The sequence below is a fragment of the Pseudomonas sp. NPDC087690 genome (assembly GCF_044743175.1).
Lineage (GTDB): Bacteria > Pseudomonadota > Gammaproteobacteria > Pseudomonadales > Pseudomonadaceae > Aquipseudomonas.
Genome location: NZ_JBIUVX010000042.1, coordinates 20,541 through 39,435, shown reverse-complemented (window position 1 = coordinate 39,435; position 18,895 = coordinate 20,541). Strand labels below are relative to the sequence as shown.

The 18,895-nt window shown below is 58.6% G+C and carries 17 protein-coding genes; 10 read left to right on the top strand and 7 right to left on the bottom strand.

The window, feature by feature from the left end:
- From ACIPIZ_RS25415 to ACIPIZ_RS25405, 3 genes are all read left to right on the top strand, one after another.
- Window positions 1-1,271: RelA/SpoT family protein (locus ACIPIZ_RS25415; RefSeq protein WP_401168091.1), on the top strand; the 1,271-nt coding region annotated here is incomplete at its 5' end.
- Window positions 1,272-1,295: 24 nt separating this feature from the next.
- A complete protein-coding gene (locus ACIPIZ_RS25410) occupies window positions 1,296-1,676 on the top strand; it encodes a RidA family protein (protein WP_003229509.1) in 381 nt (126 codons plus the stop codon).
- 66 nt (window positions 1,677-1,742) lie between these two features.
- Window positions 1,743-2,483 (top strand): hypothetical protein, encoded by a 741-nt coding sequence (locus tag ACIPIZ_RS25405; protein ID WP_105704675.1) that lies wholly within the window; start codon window positions 1,743-1,745, stop codon window positions 2,481-2,483.
- A 139-nt stretch (window positions 2,484-2,622) separates the two neighbouring features.
- Here the strand turns inward: ACIPIZ_RS25405 and ACIPIZ_RS25400 are convergent, their stop codons facing one another.
- Window positions 2,623-3,480, bottom strand: coding sequence for an SDR family oxidoreductase (locus ACIPIZ_RS25400; protein ID WP_064389570.1), 858 nt, complete (start codon window positions 3,478-3,480; stop codon window positions 2,623-2,625).
- A 189-nt stretch (window positions 3,481-3,669) separates the two neighbouring features.
- Here ACIPIZ_RS25400 and exbB point away from each other — a divergent pair, with 189 nt between their 5' ends.
- The 6 genes from exbB to ACIPIZ_RS25370 all read left to right on the top strand — a co-directional run bounded on the left by exbB (window position 3,670) and on the right by ACIPIZ_RS25370 (window position 10,515).
- Complete coding sequence (gene exbB, locus ACIPIZ_RS25395) at window positions 3,670-4,656, top strand: tonB-system energizer ExbB (RefSeq protein ID WP_064389571.1); 987 nt, start codon at window positions 3,670-3,672, stop codon at window positions 4,654-4,656.
- A gap of 6 nt (window positions 4,657-4,662) precedes the next feature.
- Entirely contained in the window at window positions 4,663-5,091 is a 429-nt protein-coding gene (exbD, locus tag ACIPIZ_RS25390) for a TonB system transport protein ExbD (protein WP_064389572.1), read from the top strand.
- Window positions 5,088-5,834 (top strand): energy transducer TonB, encoded by a 747-nt coding sequence (locus ACIPIZ_RS25385; protein ID WP_122660249.1) that lies wholly within the window; start codon window positions 5,088-5,090, stop codon window positions 5,832-5,834. Before exbD ends, ACIPIZ_RS25385 begins: the two co-directional genes overlap by 4 nt.
- A 186-nt stretch (window positions 5,835-6,020) precedes the next feature.
- Window positions 6,021-6,950 (top strand): hydrogen peroxide-inducible genes activator, encoded by a 930-nt coding sequence (locus ACIPIZ_RS25380; RefSeq protein ID WP_007920331.1) that lies wholly within the window; start codon window positions 6,021-6,023, stop codon window positions 6,948-6,950.
- A 9-nt stretch (window positions 6,951-6,959) separates the two neighbouring features.
- Complete coding sequence (gene recG, locus ACIPIZ_RS25375) at window positions 6,960-9,035, top strand: ATP-dependent DNA helicase RecG (protein ID WP_095049320.1); 2,076 nt, start codon at window positions 6,960-6,962, stop codon at window positions 9,033-9,035.
- A gap of 79 nt (window positions 9,036-9,114) precedes the next feature.
- On the top strand, window positions 9,115-10,515 hold the full coding sequence (locus tag ACIPIZ_RS25370; protein WP_236427338.1) for an aminoacyl-tRNA deacylase and HDOD domain-containing protein: 1,401 nt from the start codon (window positions 9,115-9,117) through the stop codon (window positions 10,513-10,515).
- 97 nt (window positions 10,516-10,612) lie between these two features.
- Here ACIPIZ_RS25370 and ACIPIZ_RS25365 read toward each other — a convergent pair whose 3' ends face one another.
- Complete coding sequence (locus tag ACIPIZ_RS25365) at window positions 10,613-10,996, bottom strand: helicase (protein ID WP_064389575.1); 384 nt, start codon at window positions 10,994-10,996, stop codon at window positions 10,613-10,615.
- A gap of 531 nt (window positions 10,997-11,527) precedes the next feature.
- On the opposite strand from ACIPIZ_RS25365, the gene ACIPIZ_RS25360 reads away from it, so the two are divergent.
- Complete coding sequence (locus tag ACIPIZ_RS25360; RefSeq protein ID WP_401168085.1) at window positions 11,528-11,899, top strand: DUF6124 family protein; 372 nt, start codon at window positions 11,528-11,530, stop codon at window positions 11,897-11,899.
- Window positions 11,900-12,061: 162 nt separating this feature from the next.
- On the opposite strand, the gene ACIPIZ_RS25355 is transcribed toward ACIPIZ_RS25360, so the two are convergent.
- From ACIPIZ_RS25355 to ACIPIZ_RS25335, 5 genes are all read right to left on the bottom strand, one after another.
- Entirely contained in the window at window positions 12,062-14,674 is a 2,613-nt protein-coding gene (locus ACIPIZ_RS25355; protein ID WP_401168082.1) for a T6SS phospholipase effector Tle1-like catalytic domain-containing protein, read from the bottom strand.
- Window positions 14,659-15,141, bottom strand: a complete 483-nt coding sequence (locus ACIPIZ_RS25350) for a DUF3304 domain-containing protein (RefSeq protein ID WP_224790808.1) — start codon at window positions 15,139-15,141, stop codon at window positions 14,659-14,661. The genes ACIPIZ_RS25355 and ACIPIZ_RS25350 overlap by 16 nt, the downstream gene beginning before the upstream one ends.
- Window positions 15,142-15,435: 294 nt before the next feature.
- On the bottom strand, window positions 15,436-15,990 hold the full coding sequence (locus ACIPIZ_RS25345) for a DUF3304 domain-containing protein (protein ID WP_401168079.1): 555 nt from the start codon (window positions 15,988-15,990) through the stop codon (window positions 15,436-15,438).
- Window positions 15,990-16,796, bottom strand: coding sequence for a DUF4123 domain-containing protein (locus tag ACIPIZ_RS25340; RefSeq protein ID WP_401168077.1), 807 nt, complete (start codon window positions 16,794-16,796; stop codon window positions 15,990-15,992). The genes ACIPIZ_RS25345 and ACIPIZ_RS25340 overlap by 1 nt, the downstream gene beginning before the upstream one ends.
- Window positions 16,797-16,807: 11 nt before the next feature.
- The gene (locus ACIPIZ_RS25335; RefSeq protein ID WP_105704680.1) at window positions 16,808-18,886 is read right to left on the bottom strand and encodes a type VI secretion system tip protein VgrG; all 2,079 of its coding nucleotides are present in this window, start codon (window positions 18,884-18,886) and stop codon (window positions 16,808-16,810) included.
- Window positions 18,887-18,895 lie beyond the last annotated feature (9 nt).

The following is an 18,895-nucleotide window of genomic DNA, read 5'->3' as shown; positions in this document are numbered from 1 at the left end:
CTGTACATAATTTGTACAACCCGTTACCGGGGCGCTTCAAGGATTACATCGCGATCCCCAAGGCCACCGGCTATCAGTCGCGGCACACCCCGCTGTTCGGCATGCACGGCGTACCGATCGAGATCCAGATCCGTACCCGCGAAATGGAAGAGATGGCCAACAACGGCATCGCTGCCCATTGGCTGTACAAGTCCAGCGGTGACGAGCAGCCGAAAGGCACCCACGCCCGCGCCCGCCAATGGGTCAAAGGCGTGCTGGAAATGCAGCAACGTGCCGGCAACTCGCTGGAATTCATCGAAAGTGTGAAGATCGACCTGTTCCCGGACGAGGTCTACGTGTTCACGCCAAAAGGCCGGATCATGGAGCTGCCGAAAGGCTCTACGGCGGTCGACTTTGCCTACGCGGTGCACACCGATGTCGGCAACAGCTGCATTGCCTGCCGGATCAACCGTCGCCTCGCACCGCTGTCCGAACCGCTGCAAAGCGGCTCCACGGTCGAGATCGTCAGCGCTCCCGGCGCCCGACCGAATCCGGCGTGGCTCAACTTTGTGGTCACCGGCAAGGCACGCACACACATTCGCCATGCGCTGAAACTGCAGCGTCGCTCCGAATCCATCAGCCTCGGCGAACGCCTGCTGAACAAGGTGCTCAACGGTTTCGACAGTTCGCTGGAGAAGATCCCGGCCGAACGCGTCAAGGCGATGCTCACCGAATACCGCCTCGAATTGATCGAAGACCTGCTCGAAGACATTGGCCTGGGCAACCGCATGGCCTATGTCGTCGCCCGCCGCCTGCTCGGCGAAGGCGAACAGTTGCCAAGCCCGGAAGGTCCGCTGGCGATTCGCGGCACCGAAGGTCTGGTGCTCAGCTACGCCAAATGCTGCACGCCGATCCCGGGCGACCCGATTGTCGGGCACCTGTCGGCGGGCAAAGGCATGGTCGTGCACCTGGACAACTGCCGCAACATCAGCGAAATCAGGCACAACCCGGAAAAATGCATCCAGCTCTCGTGGGCCAAGGATGTCACCGGCGAATTCAACGTCGAACTGCGTGTCGAGCTGGAACACCAGCGCGGCCTGATCGAACTGCTCGCAAGCAGCGTCAACGCAGCCGACGGCAATATCGAGAAAATCAGCATGGATGAACGCGATGGTCGCATCAGCGTTGTCCAGTTGGTGGTCAGCGTCCACGACCGTGTGCACCTGGCCCGCGTGATCAAGAAGCTGCGCGCCTTGACCGGGGTGATCCGTATCACCCGCATGCGTGCATAACTCAACCATTACAAGGAGTCATACATGACCAAGACTGTTATCACCAGCGACAAGGCCCCGGCCGCCATCGGCACTTACTCCCAGGCGATCAAGGCAGGCAACACCGTGTACATGTCGGGTCAGATTCCTCTGGACCCAAAAACCATGGAACTGGTTGAAGGCTTCGAAGCCCAGACCGTCCAGGTGTTCGAGAACCTCAAAGCCGTGGCTGAAGCTGCTGGCGGTTCGTTCAAGGACATCGTCAAACTGAACATCTTCCTCACCGACCTGAGCCACTTCGCCAAGGTCAACGAGATCATGGGCAAGTACTTCGACCAGCCATACCCGGCCCGCGCCGCCATCGGCGTGGCTGCCCTGCCAAAGGGTTCGCAGGTTGAAATGGATGCCATTCTGGTCATCGAGTGATGCGCACGGCGCGGCCTCCAAAGCCGCGCCGACTGCTGCAAGAAAAGGTTTTGAAAGGATTCCACCATGCGCAAAGCGCTAGCTTTCCCGCTGCTCGCCATTTTCCTCGGCGGCTGCGCCAGCAACCCTGCCGACCGTGACATCAGCGGCACCTGGATCAACCAGGTGGCGATCGATGCCGCAGCCAAGGGCGGCCCCCTGCGCGAAGCGCTTCAGGCTTACGGCCCGAACCTTGAGTGGGACGTCAACACCAAGGCCAGTCAGGCCCGCTACACCAACGGTTTTGAGAACGTCGAAGGACGGCTGCTGGGTGAGAAATCCGGCGCCTGGAAAGTCGACTTCTATGGCAGCTCCGCCAGTGAGCTGAAACGCGACGGCGGGCAACTGCAGCAAGCCGCCGGCGAGAACGAACCCGAGCAAGTTTTCGACCGCGCACAGATTGCGGTGCCGGAAGGCGCACCGATCGGTGCCAGTTTCGAACGTGCGCTGTATTCGGCGTACCTGGGCGGTGACTGGAAAATCACCAACGGTCAGGGTGAAGGCAGCACCGTGCAATTCCAGGCGGACGGCCAAGTCTCCGGTTTGCCGGGAGCCGACCGTTATGCTTTGTGCCTGGCGGGCGACTGCGCGTCGATGAGCAATGGCAACGACAGCATGTGGCTGCAACAGAACGGTCAGGGCAATAACTGGATCTTTGTGCGCAAGGGCAAAGAGCTGGAAATTCTCCAGGCAGTGAATGCCGCGTTGGCGGATGAACAACCGCAGTTCACAGCCGGTGAGCGCAAGTGGTTGCTCGAGAAGCAGTAATCCACCTCTGAAACCGCAGACACCCCCTGTAGGAGTGAGCCTGCTCGCGATAGCGGTGTAACAGTCAGCACAAGTGTTGAATGTTATGGCCCCATCGCGAGCAGGCTCACTCCTACAGTTGTTTTGTGGTGTCTGGGACTCAGCATTTACCTTCAAGGATCGCGGCATAACCTTCGCGATAGCTTGGGTAAGTTGGCCTCCAGCCCAATGCCTTCACCCGCGCATTGCTGCAGCGCTTGCTGCCCGTGCGCCGAACGCTGGCGTCATCCGCCCACTCGGTCACACCCAGATACTCACGCAGCCAACCGACCACCTCCGCCAACGGTGCCGGCGCGTCGTCGACACCGATATAGAAATCATCCAGCTTCAGGCCCTGACGATCCTTCTCCAGCAGAAACGCCAGCAACCCGGCCGCGTCATCGGCATGAATCCGGTTGCCATAGAGCGGCGGTTCAACCTCCACGCGATAACCACGACGCACTTGAGTCAGCAGCCATTCGCGGCCCGGGCCGTAAATGCCGGTCAGACGCAGGATGCTCGCCGGGATACCGCTATTGAGGGCAACTTGCTCCGCTTCCAGCATCAGTCGTCCTGAATAACCGGCGGCGATTGTTGCCGATGTCTCGTCAACCCACTCGCCGCCCTGCTGCCCGTACACGCTGCTGCTGGAAACGAAGACCAGGCGCTCGGGGACTTGCCCGTAGTCATCCAGCCAGCTCAGCACATTCTGCAAACCCTGCACGTAAGCGGCGCGATAACCGGCCTCATCGTGATCAGTTGCCGCTGCGCAATACACCAGATAATCCACCGCCCCGACTGGCCAGGTCGCAGGGCAGTCTTCGTTGAACAGGTCACCGGCAACGCCGATGACACCGTCAGGCAGTTTCGAAACGTCCCGGCGCAAGCCATGAACTTCCCAGCCAGCCGCCAGCAATTGCTTGGCCAGACGACTGCCGACATCACCACAACCGGCAATCAAAACAGAAGGCGCGGACATCAAAAAACTCCCATCGCAAAGGCATAGACTAGCGCCGGCAAAGGACGAGCGGCTAGCAATGCAGGAAAAAAAGATACTCTATTACTTTTGTTAACAAGAATTACTTGCAATAATGCAGGCCACTTTTGTTCTCGGCCTTACGAGGCCTGGAAGAGCACTAAACGTTTTTCTATCTCAGGTCCGGCCAGCATGACACGTAATCAAATCCCCGCTTCGCCAACCAAACGACCTCGCGCCTGGAGCGCGGTGGCGGCTCTGCTGCTCAGTCTGATGCTGGCACCGACTGCCGCGTTCGCCGATGCAACTGCACCGTCCCAGCCAGCTGCAAATACCACACAGGATGTGCCAAGAAACCCTGATGGTAGCGTCGACACCTCCTCACTGCCGCCAGAAGTTCAAGAGTCTCTGGCCAAGTTCGGCGAGGCGGCCAAGCAGTTTGATCCGCAGGAGATGGAAGACAACAACAGCCTGGGCATGGCCCACGACCTGTCGCCGTGGGGCATGTACCAGAACGCCGACATCATCGTGAAAATCGTGATGATCGGTCTGGCCATCGCTTCCATCATCACCTGGACCATCTGGATTGCCAAAGGCTTCGAGCTGATGGGCGCCAAGCGTCGTCTGCGTGGTGAAATCGCCGCCCTGAAAAAAGCCACCACCCTTAAAGAAGCCAGCGCCACGGCCGGCAAGGAAGGCACCCTCGCCAACCTGCTGGTGCACGACGCGCTCGAAGAGATGCGTCTGTCGGTCAACAGCCGCGAGAAAGAAGGCATCAAGGAACGCGTCAGCTTCCGTCTCGAGCGCCTCGTAGCAGCCTGCGGTCGCAACATGAGCAGCGGCACCGGCGTGCTCGCCACCATCGGTTCTACCGCGCCGTTCGTCGGTCTGTTCGGCACCGTATGGGGCATCATGAACTCCTTCATCGGCATCGCCAAAACCCAGACCACCAACCTCGCCGTTGTGGCACCGGGCATTGCAGAAGCACTGCTGGCCACCGCGCTGGGCCTGGTTGCCGCGATTCCAGCCGTGGTGATCTACAACGTGTTCGCCCGCTCCATCGCCGGTTACAAGGCGCAGGTTTCCGACGCATCGGCAGAAGTGCTGCTGCTGGTCAGCCGCGACCTCGACCACCAGCCTGAGCGCAGCTCGCAGCCGCACATGGTCAAAGTGGGGTAATCGGCCATGGGCCTGCATTTGAAAGAAGGCGCAGACGACGATCTGGCCGAGAACCACGAAATCAACGTCACGCCTTTCATCGACGTGATGCTGGTGCTGTTGATCATCTTCATGGTGGCTGCTCCGTTGGCCACCGTGGACATCAAAGTCGACCTGCCTGCCTCGACCGCCAAACCGGCGCCGCGGCCAGAGAAACCGGTGTTCCTCAGCGTCAAAGCTGACCAACGCCTGTACATCGGCGAAGACGAAGTGACGCCGGAAACCCTCGGCGCCTTCCTCGACGCCAAGACTCAGGGCAAGAAAGACACCACCATCTTCTTCCAGGCCGATAAAGGCGTGGATTACGGCGACCTCATGAGCGTGATGGACAAGCTGCGCAGCGCCGGTTACCTGAAGGTCGGCCTGGTCGGACTTGAGACGGCAGCCAAGAAATGATCACGACGCGCCATAAGCTGACGCGTTACAGCGGTAGCCTGGCCGTGGTGCTGGGCGTTCACGCGCTGGCCATCGCGCTGGCGCTGAACTGGACCGCCCGTCCGCCCATCGAATTGCCGCCGCAGGCAATGATGGTCGAACTGGCACCGGTTCCGGCCCCACCACCGCCTGCACCGCCGAAAGTCGTCACACCGCCGCAACCACCGGCTCCGGTTGAAGAGCTGCCGATTCCGAAACTGGCTGAAGCACCAAAAGCAGAAATCGCGGTGCCGAAACCCAAACCGAAGCCAAAGCCTAAACCGCCGAAGCCGATCGAGAAGAAGCTGCCCGATCCACCGAAGGAAAAACCTTCCGAGGAGAAACCGGCCGACACGCAACCGACTCAGGCGCCGACGGAGAAATCCGCCCAGCCTGCGCCGGGTCCGTCGCCTGCTCAGATGGCTGCCAAGGCCAGTTGGCAAGGCACCCTGCTTGCGCATTTGGCGAAGTACAAAAAGTACCCGCAAAGTGCACAGATGCGTGGCAAGGAAGGCTTGAACCGCTTGCGCTTCGTGGTGGATGCCGAAGGTAACGTGTTGTCGTTCGAACTGGTGGGCCGCTCCGGCAACGCCGATCTGGACCGGGCCACCCTGGAAATGATCCGCCGCGCCCAACCGCTGCCCAAGCCACCGGCCGACATGCTGACCAATGGCTCGATCGAAATTGTTGCCCCGTTTGTTTACTCGCTGGAACGCCGCCGCTAAGTAGCAAGATCAAAAGATCGCAGCCTTCGGCAGCTCCTACATTATTGGAATGCATTTCCCTGTAGGAGCTGCCGAAGGCTGCGATCTTTTGCTTTTTGCAGTAGTCGCATTGAGCGCTCAGTCTGATAACGTGCGTCTATCGATTGCAGCCGGTATGCTTGGCCCGCATCTTCATGGACGCTTGCTATGACCCTCACAGAATTACGCTACATCGTTACCCTCGCCCAAGAGCAGCATTTCGGCCACGCCGCCGAACGTTGCCACGTCAGCCAGCCGACCCTTTCGGTGGGCGTGAAAAAGCTTGAAGACGAACTCGGTGTGCTGATTTTCGAGCGCAGCAAAAGCGCCGTGCGCCTGACTCCGGTCGGCGAAGGCATCGTCGCCCAGGCCCAGAAAGTCCTCGAGCAAGCGCAAGGCATCCGCGAACTGGCCCAGGCCGGCAAGAACCAGCTGACCGCGCCACTGAAAGTCGGCGCGATCTACACCGTCGGCCCGTACCTGTTCCCGCACCTGATTCCACAACTGCACCGGGTCGCCCCGCAGATGCCGTTGTACATCGAAGAAAACTTCACCCACGTGCTGCGCGACAAACTGCGCAACGGCGAACTCGACGCGATCATCATCGCCCTGCCGTTCAACGAAGCCGACGTGCTGACCCTGCCGCTGTACGACGAACCGTTCTACGTGCTCATGCCGGCCCAGCACCCGTGGACGCAAAAAGAAACCATCGACGCCGGCCTGCTCAACGACAAGAGCCTGCTGCTGCTCGGTGAAGGCCACTGCTTCCGCGATCAAGTGCTGGAAGCCTGCCCGACCCTGACCAAGGGCAACGACGGCGCCAAGCACACCACGGTCGAATCCAGCTCGCTGGAAACCATCCGCCACATGGTTGCGTCCGGTCTGGGCATTTCGATCCTGCCGTTGTCGGCGGTCGACAGCCATCACTACGCCCCCGGCGTGATCGAAGTGCGGCCGCTGTCGCCACCGGTGCCGTTCCGCACCGTGGCCATCGCCTGGCGCGCGAGCTTCCCACGGCCGAAAGCCATCGAGATCCTCGCCGACTCCATTCGCCTGTGTTCGGTGGCCAAGCCAGCGGCACCGGTTACGGCCGGTTAAGCGAGCGTCATGACGGAGCTGTCGCAAGTGTCGGTGACGGCACTCAAGGGTGTCGGCGAAGCCATGGCCGAGAAACTGGCCAAGGTCGGTCTGGAGAATCTTCAGGACGTGCTGTTCCACCTGCCGCTGCGTTATCAGGATCGCACCCGCGTGGTGCCGATCGGCGCCTTGCGACCGGGGCAGGACGCCGTGGTCGAAGGCACCGTCAGCGGCGCCGACGTGGTCATGGGCCGCCGTCGCAGCCTCGTCGTGCGTTTGCAGGACGGCACCGGCGGTCTCAGCCTGCGCTTCTACCATTTCAGCAACGCGCAGAAAGAAGGCCTCAAGCGCGGCACGCGGGTGCGCTGCTACGGCGAAGCCCGGCCCGGCGCGTCAGGGCTGGAAATCTACCACCCGGAATACCGCGCCATCACTGGCGACGAACCGCCGCCGGTCGATGAAACCCTGACCCCGGTCTACCCGCTGACCGAAGGCCTGACCCAAGCGCGTCTGCGCCAGTTGTGCCTGCAGACGCTGACCATGCTCAAGCCCGATACCCTGCCCGACTGGCTACCGACCGAACTGGCGCGCGACTACCAACTGGCGCCGCTGGCCGATGCGATCCGCTATCTGCACAACCCACCCGCCGATGCCGACGTCGACGAACTCGCCCTCGGTCATCACTGGGCCCAGCATCGCCTGGCCTTCGAAGAACTGCTGACCCATCAACTGTCGCAACAGCGTCTGCGCGAAAGCATGCGTTCGCTGCGCGCGCCAGCGATGCCGAAAGCGACGAAGTTGCCGCCGAAGTATCTGGCCAACCTCGGCTTCAACCCGACCGGCGCGCAACAGCGTGTCGGCAACGAAATCGCCTACGACCTCAGTCAGCACGAACCGATGCTGCGGCTGATTCAGGGCGACGTGGGCGCCGGTAAAACCGTGGTCGCCGCCCTCGCTGCATTGCAAGCGCTGGAGGCTGGCTATCAAGTCGCATTGATGGCGCCGACCGAGATTCTCGCCGAGCAACACTTCATCACCTTCAAGCGCTGGCTCGAACCGTTGGGCATTGAAGTCGCGTGGCTGGCCGGCAAGCTCAAGGGCAAGAACCGCGTCGCCGCGCTGGAACAGATCGCCAGCGGCACGCCGATGGTGGTCGGCACCCACGCGCTGTTCCAGGACGAAGTGCAGTTCAAGAACCTCGCGCTGGTGATCATCGACGAACAGCACCGCTTCGGCGTGCAACAGCGTCTGGCGCTGCGGCAGAAAGGCGTCGGCGGGCGCATGTGCCCGCACCAACTGATCATGACCGCGACGCCGATCCCACGGACGCTGGCGATGAGCGCCTACGCCGACCTCGACACCTCGATCCTCGACGAACTGCCGCCCGGTCGAACCCCGGTCAACACTGTGCTGGTCACCGACACCCGCCGCGTCGAAGTCATCGAACGCGTGCGCGGTGCCTGCGCCGAAGGTCGTCAGGCCTATTGGGTGTGCACACTGATTGAAGAGTCGGAGGAGCTGACCTGTCAGGCCGCCGAGACCACGTTTGAAGACCTCACTCTTGCCCTCGGCGAGCTGAAAGTCGGCCTGATCCACGGGCGCATGAAGCCCGTCGAGAAGGCCGCCGTCATGGCCGAATTCAAGGCTGGCAACCTGCAACTGCTGGTCGCCACCACAGTGATCGAAGTCGGCGTCGACGTGCCCAACGCCAGCCTGATGATCATCGAAAACCCCGAACGCCTCGGCCTTGCGCAACTGCACCAATTGCGTGGACGTGTGGGTCGGGGCAGCGCCGCCAGCCATTGCGTGCTGCTCTACCATCCGCCGCTGTCGCAGATCGGTCGCCAGCGCCTGGGTATCATGCGCGAGACCAACGACGGTTTCGTCATCGCCGAAAAAGACCTCGAACTGCGCGGCCCCGGCGAAATGCTCGGCACCCGCCAGACCGGTTTGCTGCAATTCAAAGTCGCCGACCTGATGCGCGACGCCGACTTGTTACCCGCCGTCCGCGACGCCGCGCAAGCCCTGCTGGAACGCTGGCCAACCCACGTCAGCCCATTACTCGATCGCTGGTTGCGGCACGGGCAGCAATACGGCCAAGTGTGAGCACCGTCGCAGTTTCTGACAGATCGTTCTGACCAAGCTGGTTATACTCCTGCCATTGTTTCAAAAACGGATACAGATCATGACCGAAGCCGCTCTCGCCCCCGAATCTCCGCACGCGCCGTCTGTCATTCGGCTGCTGCTAGGCAAGCTGGGCATCGCCTACGAAGAAGTGCTCGACCACCACGGCCTCAATGCTTCGCGCAAGGTACAAGCCGTGTTGCTGGACGACGCCGTCGGCGCGCTGATGGTGCTGTTTCCGCAGAGCCAGTTGCTCGACCTCAATCGCCTCGCCGAACTGACGGGCCGTCGCCTCACCGCCGTGTCGACCGAGCGCCTGGAAAAGATGCTCGGCAAACACAGCCTGAGCCTGCTGCCGGGCCTGCCGGCGCTGACCAGTTCGCCGTGCCTGTATGAAGAAAGCCTGCTGCGCGAACCGAAGCTGCTGATCAACTCCGGTGAGCCAGGCCTGCTGCTGGAAATCGCCAGCGAAGACTTCAAGACCATGCTGACCAAGGCCAGCGCCGCCAACTTCGGCGAAGCCCTGAGCAGCATTCGCCCGAACCTCGACCGCCCGGACGACGACCGCGAGGAAATCACCCAGGCCGTGCAAGCGTTCACTGCACGCCGGATTCAGCAGCGTCTGGAAGCGACCATCGAGATTCCACCGCTGGCCGAAACCGCACAAAAAATCATCAAACTGCGCGTTGACCCCAATGCCACCATCGACGACATCACCGGCGTGGTTGAAACCGACCCGGCACTGGCCGCACAAGTGGTGAGCTGGGCGGCATCGCCGTACTACGCCTCGCCGGGCAAGATTCGTTCGGTGGAAGACGCGATCGTCCGCGTGCTGGGTTTCGATCTGGTGATCAATCTGGCGCTGGGCCTGGCCCTCGGCAAGACCCTGAGCCTGCCCAAAGACCACCCGCAACACACCACGCCGTACTGGCAGCAGTCGATCTACACCGCCGCCGTCATCGAAGGCCTGACCCGCGCCATGCCGCGCGCCCAGCGCCCGGAAGCTGGCCTGACCTATCTCGCCGGTCTGCTGCACAACTTCGGTTATCTGCTGCTGGCCCACGTGTTCCCGCCGCACTTCTCGCTGATCTGCCGCCACCTGGAGGTCAACCCGCACCTGTGCCACAGCTACATCGAACAGCACCTGCTGGGTATCAGCCGCGAACAGATCGGCTCATGGCTGATGCGCTACTGGGACATGCCCGACGAGTTGGCCACCGCCCTGCGCTTCCAGCACGACCCAAGCTACGACGGCGCCTACGCCGAATACCCGAACCTCGTCTGCCTGGCCGTACGCCTGCTGCGCAGCCGCGGCATCGGCTCCGGCCCCGACGAAGACATCCCCGACGCCCTGCTCGAACGCGTCGGCCTGAGCCGCGACAAAGCCAACGACGTCGTCAGCAAAGTCCTCGAAGCCGAAGTCCTGCTGCGTGAACTGGCCTCGCAGTTCAGCCAGGCCTAAAACGAAATCGCGAGCAGGCTCACTCCTACAAGATTTAGGTAATCCCTGTAGGAGTGAGCCTGCTCGCGATGAATCCACCACGGTCCAACTGACCGCATCAAGCCTTAGGCTTAGCCTTCCTCGGCACCAAATACTTCATCAACCCCTGAAACCACATCACCAGCGCCGGATTGCCCTTGAGCTGGATCGACTTGTCCTGAATCCCCTGCATAAACGCCAACTGCTTGTTCTTCGCCTGCATCGTCGCAAAGCCATAACCGGCATCTTTAAACGCAATCGCAAACGCCGGCTCCGCCACCACCCCAGACTTGCTGGTAATGCGCTGATTCTTCACCACGAAATGCCGCGCCACTTTCCCATCCAGCGTCTGTAGCTGAAACACCAGATCCTTGTCACCCAACTGCTGCTGGAACGCAGGATTTGTCCGGCTGGCTTTACCCATCAACAAACCCATCATCCACAGAAGAAAACGAAATTTCATGCGCACAGCCTCAAAAGGAAAATGAACGGCCGGGGCAGTGTAAGGGATTCGGACGATAACACCAGTATCTGACTCGGTTGGAAGAGGATGCAGACCATTTCCAGCACGATGACTACCAAGTCACGATTCAACGCTCGCCTACTGATCGCCCTTCCTACACCTGTTGAAACAAATCCCTGTAGGAGCTGCCGAAGGCTGCGATCTTTTGATCTTTAACCCTGCAACCCAATGGGAAATTTCCTGCAAAGCGCCGGGATACCCATGAACTAGGCAGGTTGGCAGTTCGTCGATAGCCTCTGTGTGTCGCCGCTAAGGCCGCGATCCGGACGTGCAAGTTCGGTGGAGCACACATTGTGTTATGGCAATTCGCCGAGCGTTTTCCTATGCTCGCGGATCGTTATGGCTGCTGTGTATGGGAGACCTTCGGGTCTGCCGGGTGACTCCACCGGTCTTGCACACCTATGCACAGCTGCCACCACTTTCGAAGTGCGAGCGAAACGGTGTCGGCTCCTAAAACTGGAGTAAGACCGAATGATCAAACCAACACCCAATCCCCCCGAATCCCCAGACATATCGCCCTACGAATCCCTGGAATCAAAGAAATTCCACGAAGCCGCCGAACGCGCCCTCGACCACCACTTCAAACCGCCCATCGAACCACACCCCAAACGCGAAACCGGCCTCTTCAACCTCTCCCCCGGCACCGACGCCGAAGCCCTCATGGCCAACGCCTCCGAAGACCTCCTGTCCATCAGCGTCATCGCCTGCGACCTCGCCGACGACCTCCACGGCTCACGCCGCTCGGTGGCACTGGCCCTGAGCCGAATGGCGGATGGAGTGCGATTGATGGTGGAAGGAACACTCGACCACATCGAAGTGCGGAGCGTGGCGGCTAAGCCGTAGCGGGATTTTTGGATAAAAAAAAGGGGACGTTAAGTCCCCTTTCCATCGACTCTCGGAAAGCCAATGGTCATTTCAAAAGTCGTGAAACCAGCGGCATTCGAAATGCTTTTTTGCTAACCAAAGAGGGCGGCTCATATCAAGCCGCCCTCTATGCTTTCGCAATTACACCTTCTTCTCAGACGACTTCAAATTGCTGGCCTGTTCGGCCACCAAATCCATCCAGCCACCGGGCTTGTCTTCATCATTAGCGGCTTTTGCCACCATACCGGCCAATGAACCGAAGTCCTTCTTACGGGCAGCTTCGGCTGCTTCAACCGCTTGATGGGCAACCAGGATTTTCTGCAGCGCAGGCGTGTTGGCAGTGGCTTCGCTCAACGGTTTTAGCGGAGGCAAGGCTGCGACCTTGGCGACCATATCGCCCGGCGCTTTAGTGAACGACCTCAGGGCATCCAGATTGCTTGCCACCGGAATCGCGATACCGGTAAGCGGGTCGAATGCGCTGATTTCCGGCAGGCCTTTCCCGGTAAGTATTGGTCGAGCAACGTTCATCAGAGGAAATGCCAGCAACATACGCGGATCGCGTTTTTTTATGCTCAAACCGATACTGGCCACTGCTATACCGATGCCGATAACACGTCCAGCCGTGGCAACCAAAGACAACTGCTTGTTTGACTCGTTATCGAAATGCACCAGACGTATACGGAAGTAATCAGTGAAAGGTTCGCGCGGCCCTATGCCAGATGTATTCATAAACCATGCGCGAGAGTCATGAACCTGATCATCAAATAGCGCAACCAAGTCTTCTTGACCCTGTCGCACTTTGTTTGGCCCGCTGAACATTTCCTTGTAACGCGCCGTGCCATTGTCATACAGGTAGTTGTACTCCTCGGCTTCATCTTCCTCGTTGATAGCGTAGACCGTGCCCCCAACCAGCATATCGATGATCGTACTGCCAATTTTCCAGTCATCCAGGATTCCCCATTCTTTCAGGTAGTCATGACGGAACTCGGCAGCCGCGCCCAAGAGCTGAACCTGATCAAGTGGAGGATCGAAAGCTTTCTCCAGACGAATGCTGTCGACCTTTTCCTGCCCCCCGACAATCTGGACATTCAATTGATATTCTTTTTCCTGCGCCTCGGTGTAAGTCGGCAACGGCTGCCCTTGAGCTGCGGCAGCAGATTCAGCGGAGCGACGCTTATAGATCGCGCTCCAGGCATCCTGCTGGGCCTCCGGCATATCCTTGTCAACGTTCGCAAAGAACCCACGTTGTGCTAAGCCACCGGCATAACGATCAATACGCCAGCCCGTAATCAGTGCCTGCTCTCGCTTGATCATTTCATCGAGAGTGCTGCCTTTGACTTGAGACTGCCATGCGTTGAAACGCTTTATCAGCTCGTCTGAAACGTTGAATTCGATCTCCGTTTCGGGAGCCATTACACGCCAGACTTCATGAACATCAGGCTGGCTTGCCGGTTCAGGAACCTGCAAAGGCGCACCCGCCTTGAAAGCTTCTGCATAAAGATGATGCAGTGGAATCTGCGATAACACGTGGTCAGTACCCGGCAGTGCTTTGCCTTGATTACCAGGTGAATAACCTCCACCAACATCGGAGTGCACACCCGGGTATAGATACTCTTCGGTTCCACTCCGATAACTTGATGCTTGTGTGTCATCCCGTTGGCCAGCAGAGTTTTTGGGCCTGCGTCTGATTGAGTCCAACGGGAAGCTGGCGCGCTGTTCGTGTGCTGATACCAAATGAACGCAACGCTTTAAAAAGTGGCAATCATCAGGAAGCGCGGTACTCATGCATTTTTCTACTGCCTCATCTGGCAGGCGCATTGTGTCGTCAGCCCAGCCCATGTGGCCCGCAGCAAAGGGCATGCTATCTGCCATACCTACAGCCGCTACCGTGTCACAGATGCCGAGAAATTCGATAGATATTGGCAGTCCGGCAAAGCGGTACTCAGTCTGGCCATCAGCTCCAGTGCAACGAGTTAAGGTTTGCAACCAATTGGCAAATGTCCGAGCCTGTGCTGCACCACGAGAAAAACCATACACATACAATCGCATAGCAAGAATATGAGGTTTAACTTCCTCATCAACGCGTTTTTTTAACGCCTCCTCAAGTTTCTGAATCTCTGGTCGCATCGCTGCTTCACGGTTTTTTTCTCCATTTTCTAAGAGTCCACCCGTGATCGCAGTCACCAGCCCGGTAGACATGGCATCTATCAGTCGCCGCATATCAGGCACAGCAAGAGCCGTCGACTCCAGTGTCAGCTTTAATGCGTCCAGCAATCGAGTCAGCCCCCAGTTAATCCTGTTCTCACCCCCGCTAGCGAACATCAACCCACCATCGCTTGGCGTAAATTCGAGTACGTCAGGAAAAACTGTACCTACCCCAGGGCTGTAGTAACGAAAGTAACCTTGCCCCTGCGCGTCGCTGGACCCGCCTACACTGGCATGGAACATTCGAGCGATATTACTACGCGACGATGGAATGGAAGAGCCATCGGCCTGATCATTGTTGTTGGTACCATCGAAAGCAAGAGTGATATGCAGCGCCTTGCTGCAAGGCGGGCCGCTCTGAATATTCCCTTTAGTCTGTAATAATTTTCGCTGCTGATTTCCAAACGCGACTTCATCACGCTTTTGCAGTTTTATATTCTTCGTCAGCTGAATCGGCTCCCTTGGTAACCGGCGAGCCAGAGGAAAACTGGGTGCCACTAGCGCGCTAGCAGGTTTTGGAGCGGCTCCCGAATTCAAAAAGTCGGACATTTTGCGGACTCCTTCGCATTGAAATAAACATTGTCTGGATAGTCAGGATGCTCCGGTGTGTAGCAGGTGGTAGAAACACGAACTTTATCGCAGGCAAGAAAATGTACCTGGATCGCGCAAAACTTTTCGCCGTATTTAGGAACATCAACAATTTCTTTGTGATGCGTATAATTAGTGGCATGACGCTTATAATCGCCAGATTCAATCTGGCCGTATTTATCACGTTTAATAGCCGCGCGGGGGGCCGGATCGCTTTCCCATTCAACAATAGCTTTTAATCCCGGAGTCCATGTACGAGGCAAGGTTGTACAGCAAGTTTGAGAGTTTAGCCCACCTTGATGCGGACCAATGTTAGGCCCACCGGCTCCATTCACTGAGAATCGGTTAATATTGCTCGATGTATGGTTATATCCTGAAATCGGAGTGCCTAACATCTCGGACTGCGCCTGACAGGCACCCAAACTCATCAAACCAAAAACCAACAACAAAACGTTCGTTAACTGACTCCTTTTGGGACAAAAAAAGCCCCACGTATTTTTAACTTCAAAGCGACTACAGCCCAGAAAAACACTTGAGACAAACGCCGAATAATAACGCAAATTATTCACCCCAGTCATATGACTAGACATATACCTGACCCTCCATGCTCGTCTGATAACTAACAGTGCCCTCGAAGAACCGGGACCTGTACTTACTGTGCACATACGATTTAGATCGCACATCAGAAAACTCCTTTCGAACCTTCCGAACCACATACTGAGTTAGAGGCTCGAACATGCAGACGGCTCCTTTAATTGAAAATAGGTCTTGTAGGGATAGTTAGGATGACCCGGTGTAAAACATGTGGTAGAAACCCGAACTTGATCACACGGTAGAAAGTGAACTTGTAACGCACACACCTTTTCAGCGTACCTTGGAATTTCAACTATTGCTGAATGATGAGAAAATCCAGCTGAGTGGCGAACAGCAGCAGCCTTTACAATTTGACCCTGTTGATCACGTTCCAGCTTTGCATAGGGCTCTGGATCTTTATCCCACTCAACAATCGCTTTTAAATTAGGATTCCACTGAACCGGAAGTAGACCACAGCAAACTTCACCACCTCCCTGATGGGGCGGAATATGAGGACCACCGGCGCCATTGATACTGAATCGTATAATTGATGCAGACGTATGGTTATAACCAGTGACAGGCGCACTCACCATCTCCGGCCCACCACGACACCCACTCAACGCCAACACCCCCAGCAAAACCCACACACAGACCAGCCCGGAAGACATCGCCCCCCGCACCGACCCACGCGCAATCGCATTCATCAAATCAACGCCTTCGGCGGCTCATCGATCACAAACGACGAGTTCTCCACCAACCACTGTTCAATAAACGGCTCGCGCTCCTCCGGCTCTTTCAAGCCCTTCTGATTCGCCGCCAATTGGCTGCGATACAAGTGCCGGATCAAACTCTCGTTACGACTCAAGCCATAGTTCTGTGGCACTGCGCAGCGATCGACCCGGTAGGCATCTGCTTCTGTCCACGCGAGCAGGTTGGCCACTTGTGGGTGATCGAACATCACCGGGCCGGCGGCGGGTACTTGGGCGTGGCGGACGTAGTTGCCGGGCAAGCTTTGCGGTTGTTGGTCGCGGTCGAGCCAATGCCAGGAGATGACGGCGGCGTGGAAGGCGTTGCTTTGTACCGGGGTCAGGGTTTCGGTGACCGGCAGCAGCATGCGTGGGTCGTAGTAGCGCAACACGCCTTCGGAACGGCCTTGGTTCCATTGGGCTTGAAGGAAGCCGCGCAGGTGATCGGCGAGCGCTTCGAATTGCCATGGGCTGAATACGACGACGACATGTTTATTGCAGTCGACGCCGTTGATGAAGGTTTTCAGCCAGTCGCGTTGGCCGATGTCGACGCGCAGCAGCAACGGGCCGAAGTCGGCGATGGCGACCTCGGGAGTGTTTTCAAACAGCTTGGCCAGTTTTGCCGCGTCGGGCTGTTCGGCGAGCTGTTGCAGCAGCGGGTAGTCGAGGCTTGTGGCGTCGACCAGCACGTCGAGGTGCTGCTGTTTGAGTTGTTGGGCGTTGACCCATAACTCGTCGAGCCAGCGCGCATTGCTTGTGTTCATGAAGTCGTCCTTTATCGTGCGGCCAGGGCTTGAGCGTTACGTTTGGCCCGGGCCAGACATTCCTTGCACACCGGTGGTGGCGGCAGCGGTGCGTTCGGCAGCGCCTGCGGTGGTACTGCGCCGGCGATGTCCTTGTCGGCAGCGCCCGGCAATATCGGCGGCTTGATGCCAATACCAGTACCCGAGCCAGCCGAACCACCCGCATTGATCTTGATCACCGGCCCAACCACCGTCACCCCACCGCCATCAAGCTTGATAAAGCTGCCACCGCCTAGAATGGTCAGCTCTGTCCCCGCCTCAATAACGATCTTGTCCCCAGCCTTGAGATGAATCTCTTTCCCCACGCTGGTGAGCTGCGCCGTGCCCAGCTTCACATGCTGGTTCTGCCCAATCGTCAGGTGATCATCCAGCTTCGCTTCAACCTTGCGATCGGCAATCGTGGTGCGGTGTTCTTCAGCCTTGAGCTCGGTGTAGGTGTTCTTCACCACCGTGTCGTGACGTTCATTGCCGACCCGAATCTTCTGATCGTGCTCAACGTTCTCATCCCAATCCCGCTGCGCATGAATGTAGATCTGCTCTGCACCCTTCTTGTCTTCGATGCGCAGTTCGTTGTACCCACCACCACCAGGCGAGCTAAGCGTTTTGAACACGCTGCGAGTCTTGTTCGCCGGCAGTGCGTACGGCACCGGGTTTTCCTTGTGGTACAAGCAGCCGGTCACCAGCGGTTGGTCGGGGTCGCCTTCGAGGAAGGTGACGAGGACTTCCATGCCGATGCGAGGGATGCTGATCGCGCCGTAACGGTCGCCGGCCCAGGAGCTGGAGACGCGCAGCCAGCAGCTGGTTTTGTCGTCGGCCTGGCCTTCGCGGTCCCAGTGGAATTGCACTTTGATGCGGCCGTATTGGTCGCAGTGGATTTCTTCACCTTTGGGGCCGGTGACCATGGCGGTCTGGCTGCCGAGCACGCGCGGTTTCGGGTGTTCGAGGGCCGGACGGTAGAACACGTCCCACGGGGTGGCGAGGAAGGTGTTGCGGTAGCCCTGGTGGAAGTCGTCCTTGTTGTCGGTGGTGTCGCTGGTCACACCTTCTTCGAGGACTTGCGGCTGTTTGCCTTCGTGGAAGATTTCGGTGAGCAGCCACAGGTCGTTCCACTCGCTGCGCGGGTGGTCGGACATGGCCATGAAGTGCCCGCTGACCAGTTTGGTCTGGTCGCCGCGACCTTCGGCCTGACGGTAGTCGGCGCGGTGGCGTTCGAGGGCGCGTTGGCTGAGGAACTTGCCACGGGCGCGGTCGATGAAGCGGCCCGGGTAGTCGTAGTCTTCGAGATCCGGTTCGCTGTCTTCGCTGTCGGCAGCGACGTCGGGTCTGTACGCCGCTTCCATTTGCAGGCGCGGTTTTTCAAAGTCGTAGTCGCGGCGTGTGGTGCGGCTGGTGCGGGTTTCCAGGCGCAGTCTGAAACCTTTGATCACCGGTTCTTCGGCAACCATGCCGCTGCCCTGCACGTAGGCCGTCGGCTGGCCGAGGTCGGGGAACACGGTCTGATCATCGCCGAACACCAGCAAGTGTCCTTTGTCGCTGTGCTGGAAGTGGTAGTGAATACCTTCCTCTTCGCACAGGCGCTGGACGAAGTGCAGGTCAGTTTCGTCGTACTGCACGCAGTAGTCGCGATCCGGACACGGCTGGCTTAGCTGGAAGCTGTAGGCGTTGCCCTTGATCCCGTGTTCATCAAGGATCAGTGCGATGATTTTCGGCGCCGACATCTGCTGATAGATGCGTTGGTTGGTGCGGTGATGCAGGTATTGCAGTTGCGGCACCATCGACACTTTGTAGCGAGTCAGGCGCTTGCCGGCATCGCCTTGGGCGACGCGGTAGATCTGCCCGTGAATGCCACTACCCTGCGGATCGAACGCCAGAAAGGCCTGCTTGTGCAGGAGCTTTTCCAGGTCCAGATCAGGGTTTTCGCTGACCAGTTCCAGGTCGAAACGAAACGGCTGGCTGATGCCTTCGGTGCCGGTGAACGACAGCACTTGCAGGTCGCCGACGTAGTCTTCGACCTTGAGGCTGAAGTGGGTTTCGTTAGCTGGGTTGAACATAAAGTGCTC

Excerpts from the sequence above, each read along its gene's own strand:
- ACIPIZ_RS25410 (WP_003229509.1), top strand. The coding sequence starts at position 1,296 with ATGACCAAGACTGTTATCACCAGCGACAAGGCCCCGGCCGCCATCGGC.
- ACIPIZ_RS25405 (WP_105704675.1), top strand. The coding sequence starts at position 1,743 with ATGCGCAAAGCGCTAGCTTTCCCGCTGCTCGCCATTTTCCTCGGCGGC.
- ACIPIZ_RS25400 (WP_064389570.1), bottom strand. The coding sequence starts at position 3,480 with ATGTCCGCGCCTTCTGTTTTGATTGCCGGTTGTGGTGATGTCGGCAGT.
- exbB (WP_064389571.1), top strand. The coding sequence starts at position 3,670 with ATGACACGTAATCAAATCCCCGCTTCGCCAACCAAACGACCTCGCGCC.
- exbD (WP_064389572.1), top strand. The coding sequence starts at position 4,663 with ATGGGCCTGCATTTGAAAGAAGGCGCAGACGACGATCTGGCCGAGAAC.
- ACIPIZ_RS25385 (WP_122660249.1), top strand. The coding sequence starts at position 5,088 with ATGATCACGACGCGCCATAAGCTGACGCGTTACAGCGGTAGCCTGGCC.
- ACIPIZ_RS25380 (WP_007920331.1), top strand. The coding sequence starts at position 6,021 with ATGACCCTCACAGAATTACGCTACATCGTTACCCTCGCCCAAGAGCAG.
- recG (WP_095049320.1), top strand. The coding sequence starts at position 6,960 with ATGACGGAGCTGTCGCAAGTGTCGGTGACGGCACTCAAGGGTGTCGGC.
- ACIPIZ_RS25370 (WP_236427338.1), top strand. The coding sequence starts at position 9,115 with ATGACCGAAGCCGCTCTCGCCCCCGAATCTCCGCACGCGCCGTCTGTC.
- ACIPIZ_RS25365 (WP_064389575.1), bottom strand. The coding sequence starts at position 10,996 with ATGAAATTTCGTTTTCTTCTGTGGATGATGGGTTTGTTGATGGGTAAA.
- ACIPIZ_RS25360 (WP_401168085.1), top strand. The coding sequence starts at position 11,528 with ATGATCAAACCAACACCCAATCCCCCCGAATCCCCAGACATATCGCCC.
- ACIPIZ_RS25355 (WP_401168082.1), bottom strand. The coding sequence starts at position 14,674 with ATGTCCGACTTTTTGAATTCGGGAGCCGCTCCAAAACCTGCTAGCGCG.
- ACIPIZ_RS25350 (WP_224790808.1), bottom strand. The coding sequence starts at position 15,141 with ATGAGTTTGGGTGCCTGTCAGGCGCAGTCCGAGATGTTAGGCACTCCG.
- ACIPIZ_RS25345 (WP_401168079.1), bottom strand. The coding sequence starts at position 15,990 with ATGAATGCGATTGCGCGTGGGTCGGTGCGGGGGGCGATGTCTTCCGGG.
- ACIPIZ_RS25340 (WP_401168077.1), bottom strand. The coding sequence starts at position 16,796 with ATGAACACAAGCAATGCGCGCTGGCTCGACGAGTTATGGGTCAACGCC.
- ACIPIZ_RS25335 (WP_105704680.1), bottom strand. The coding sequence starts at position 18,886 with ATGTTCAACCCAGCTAACGAAACCCACTTCAGCCTCAAGGTCGAAGAC.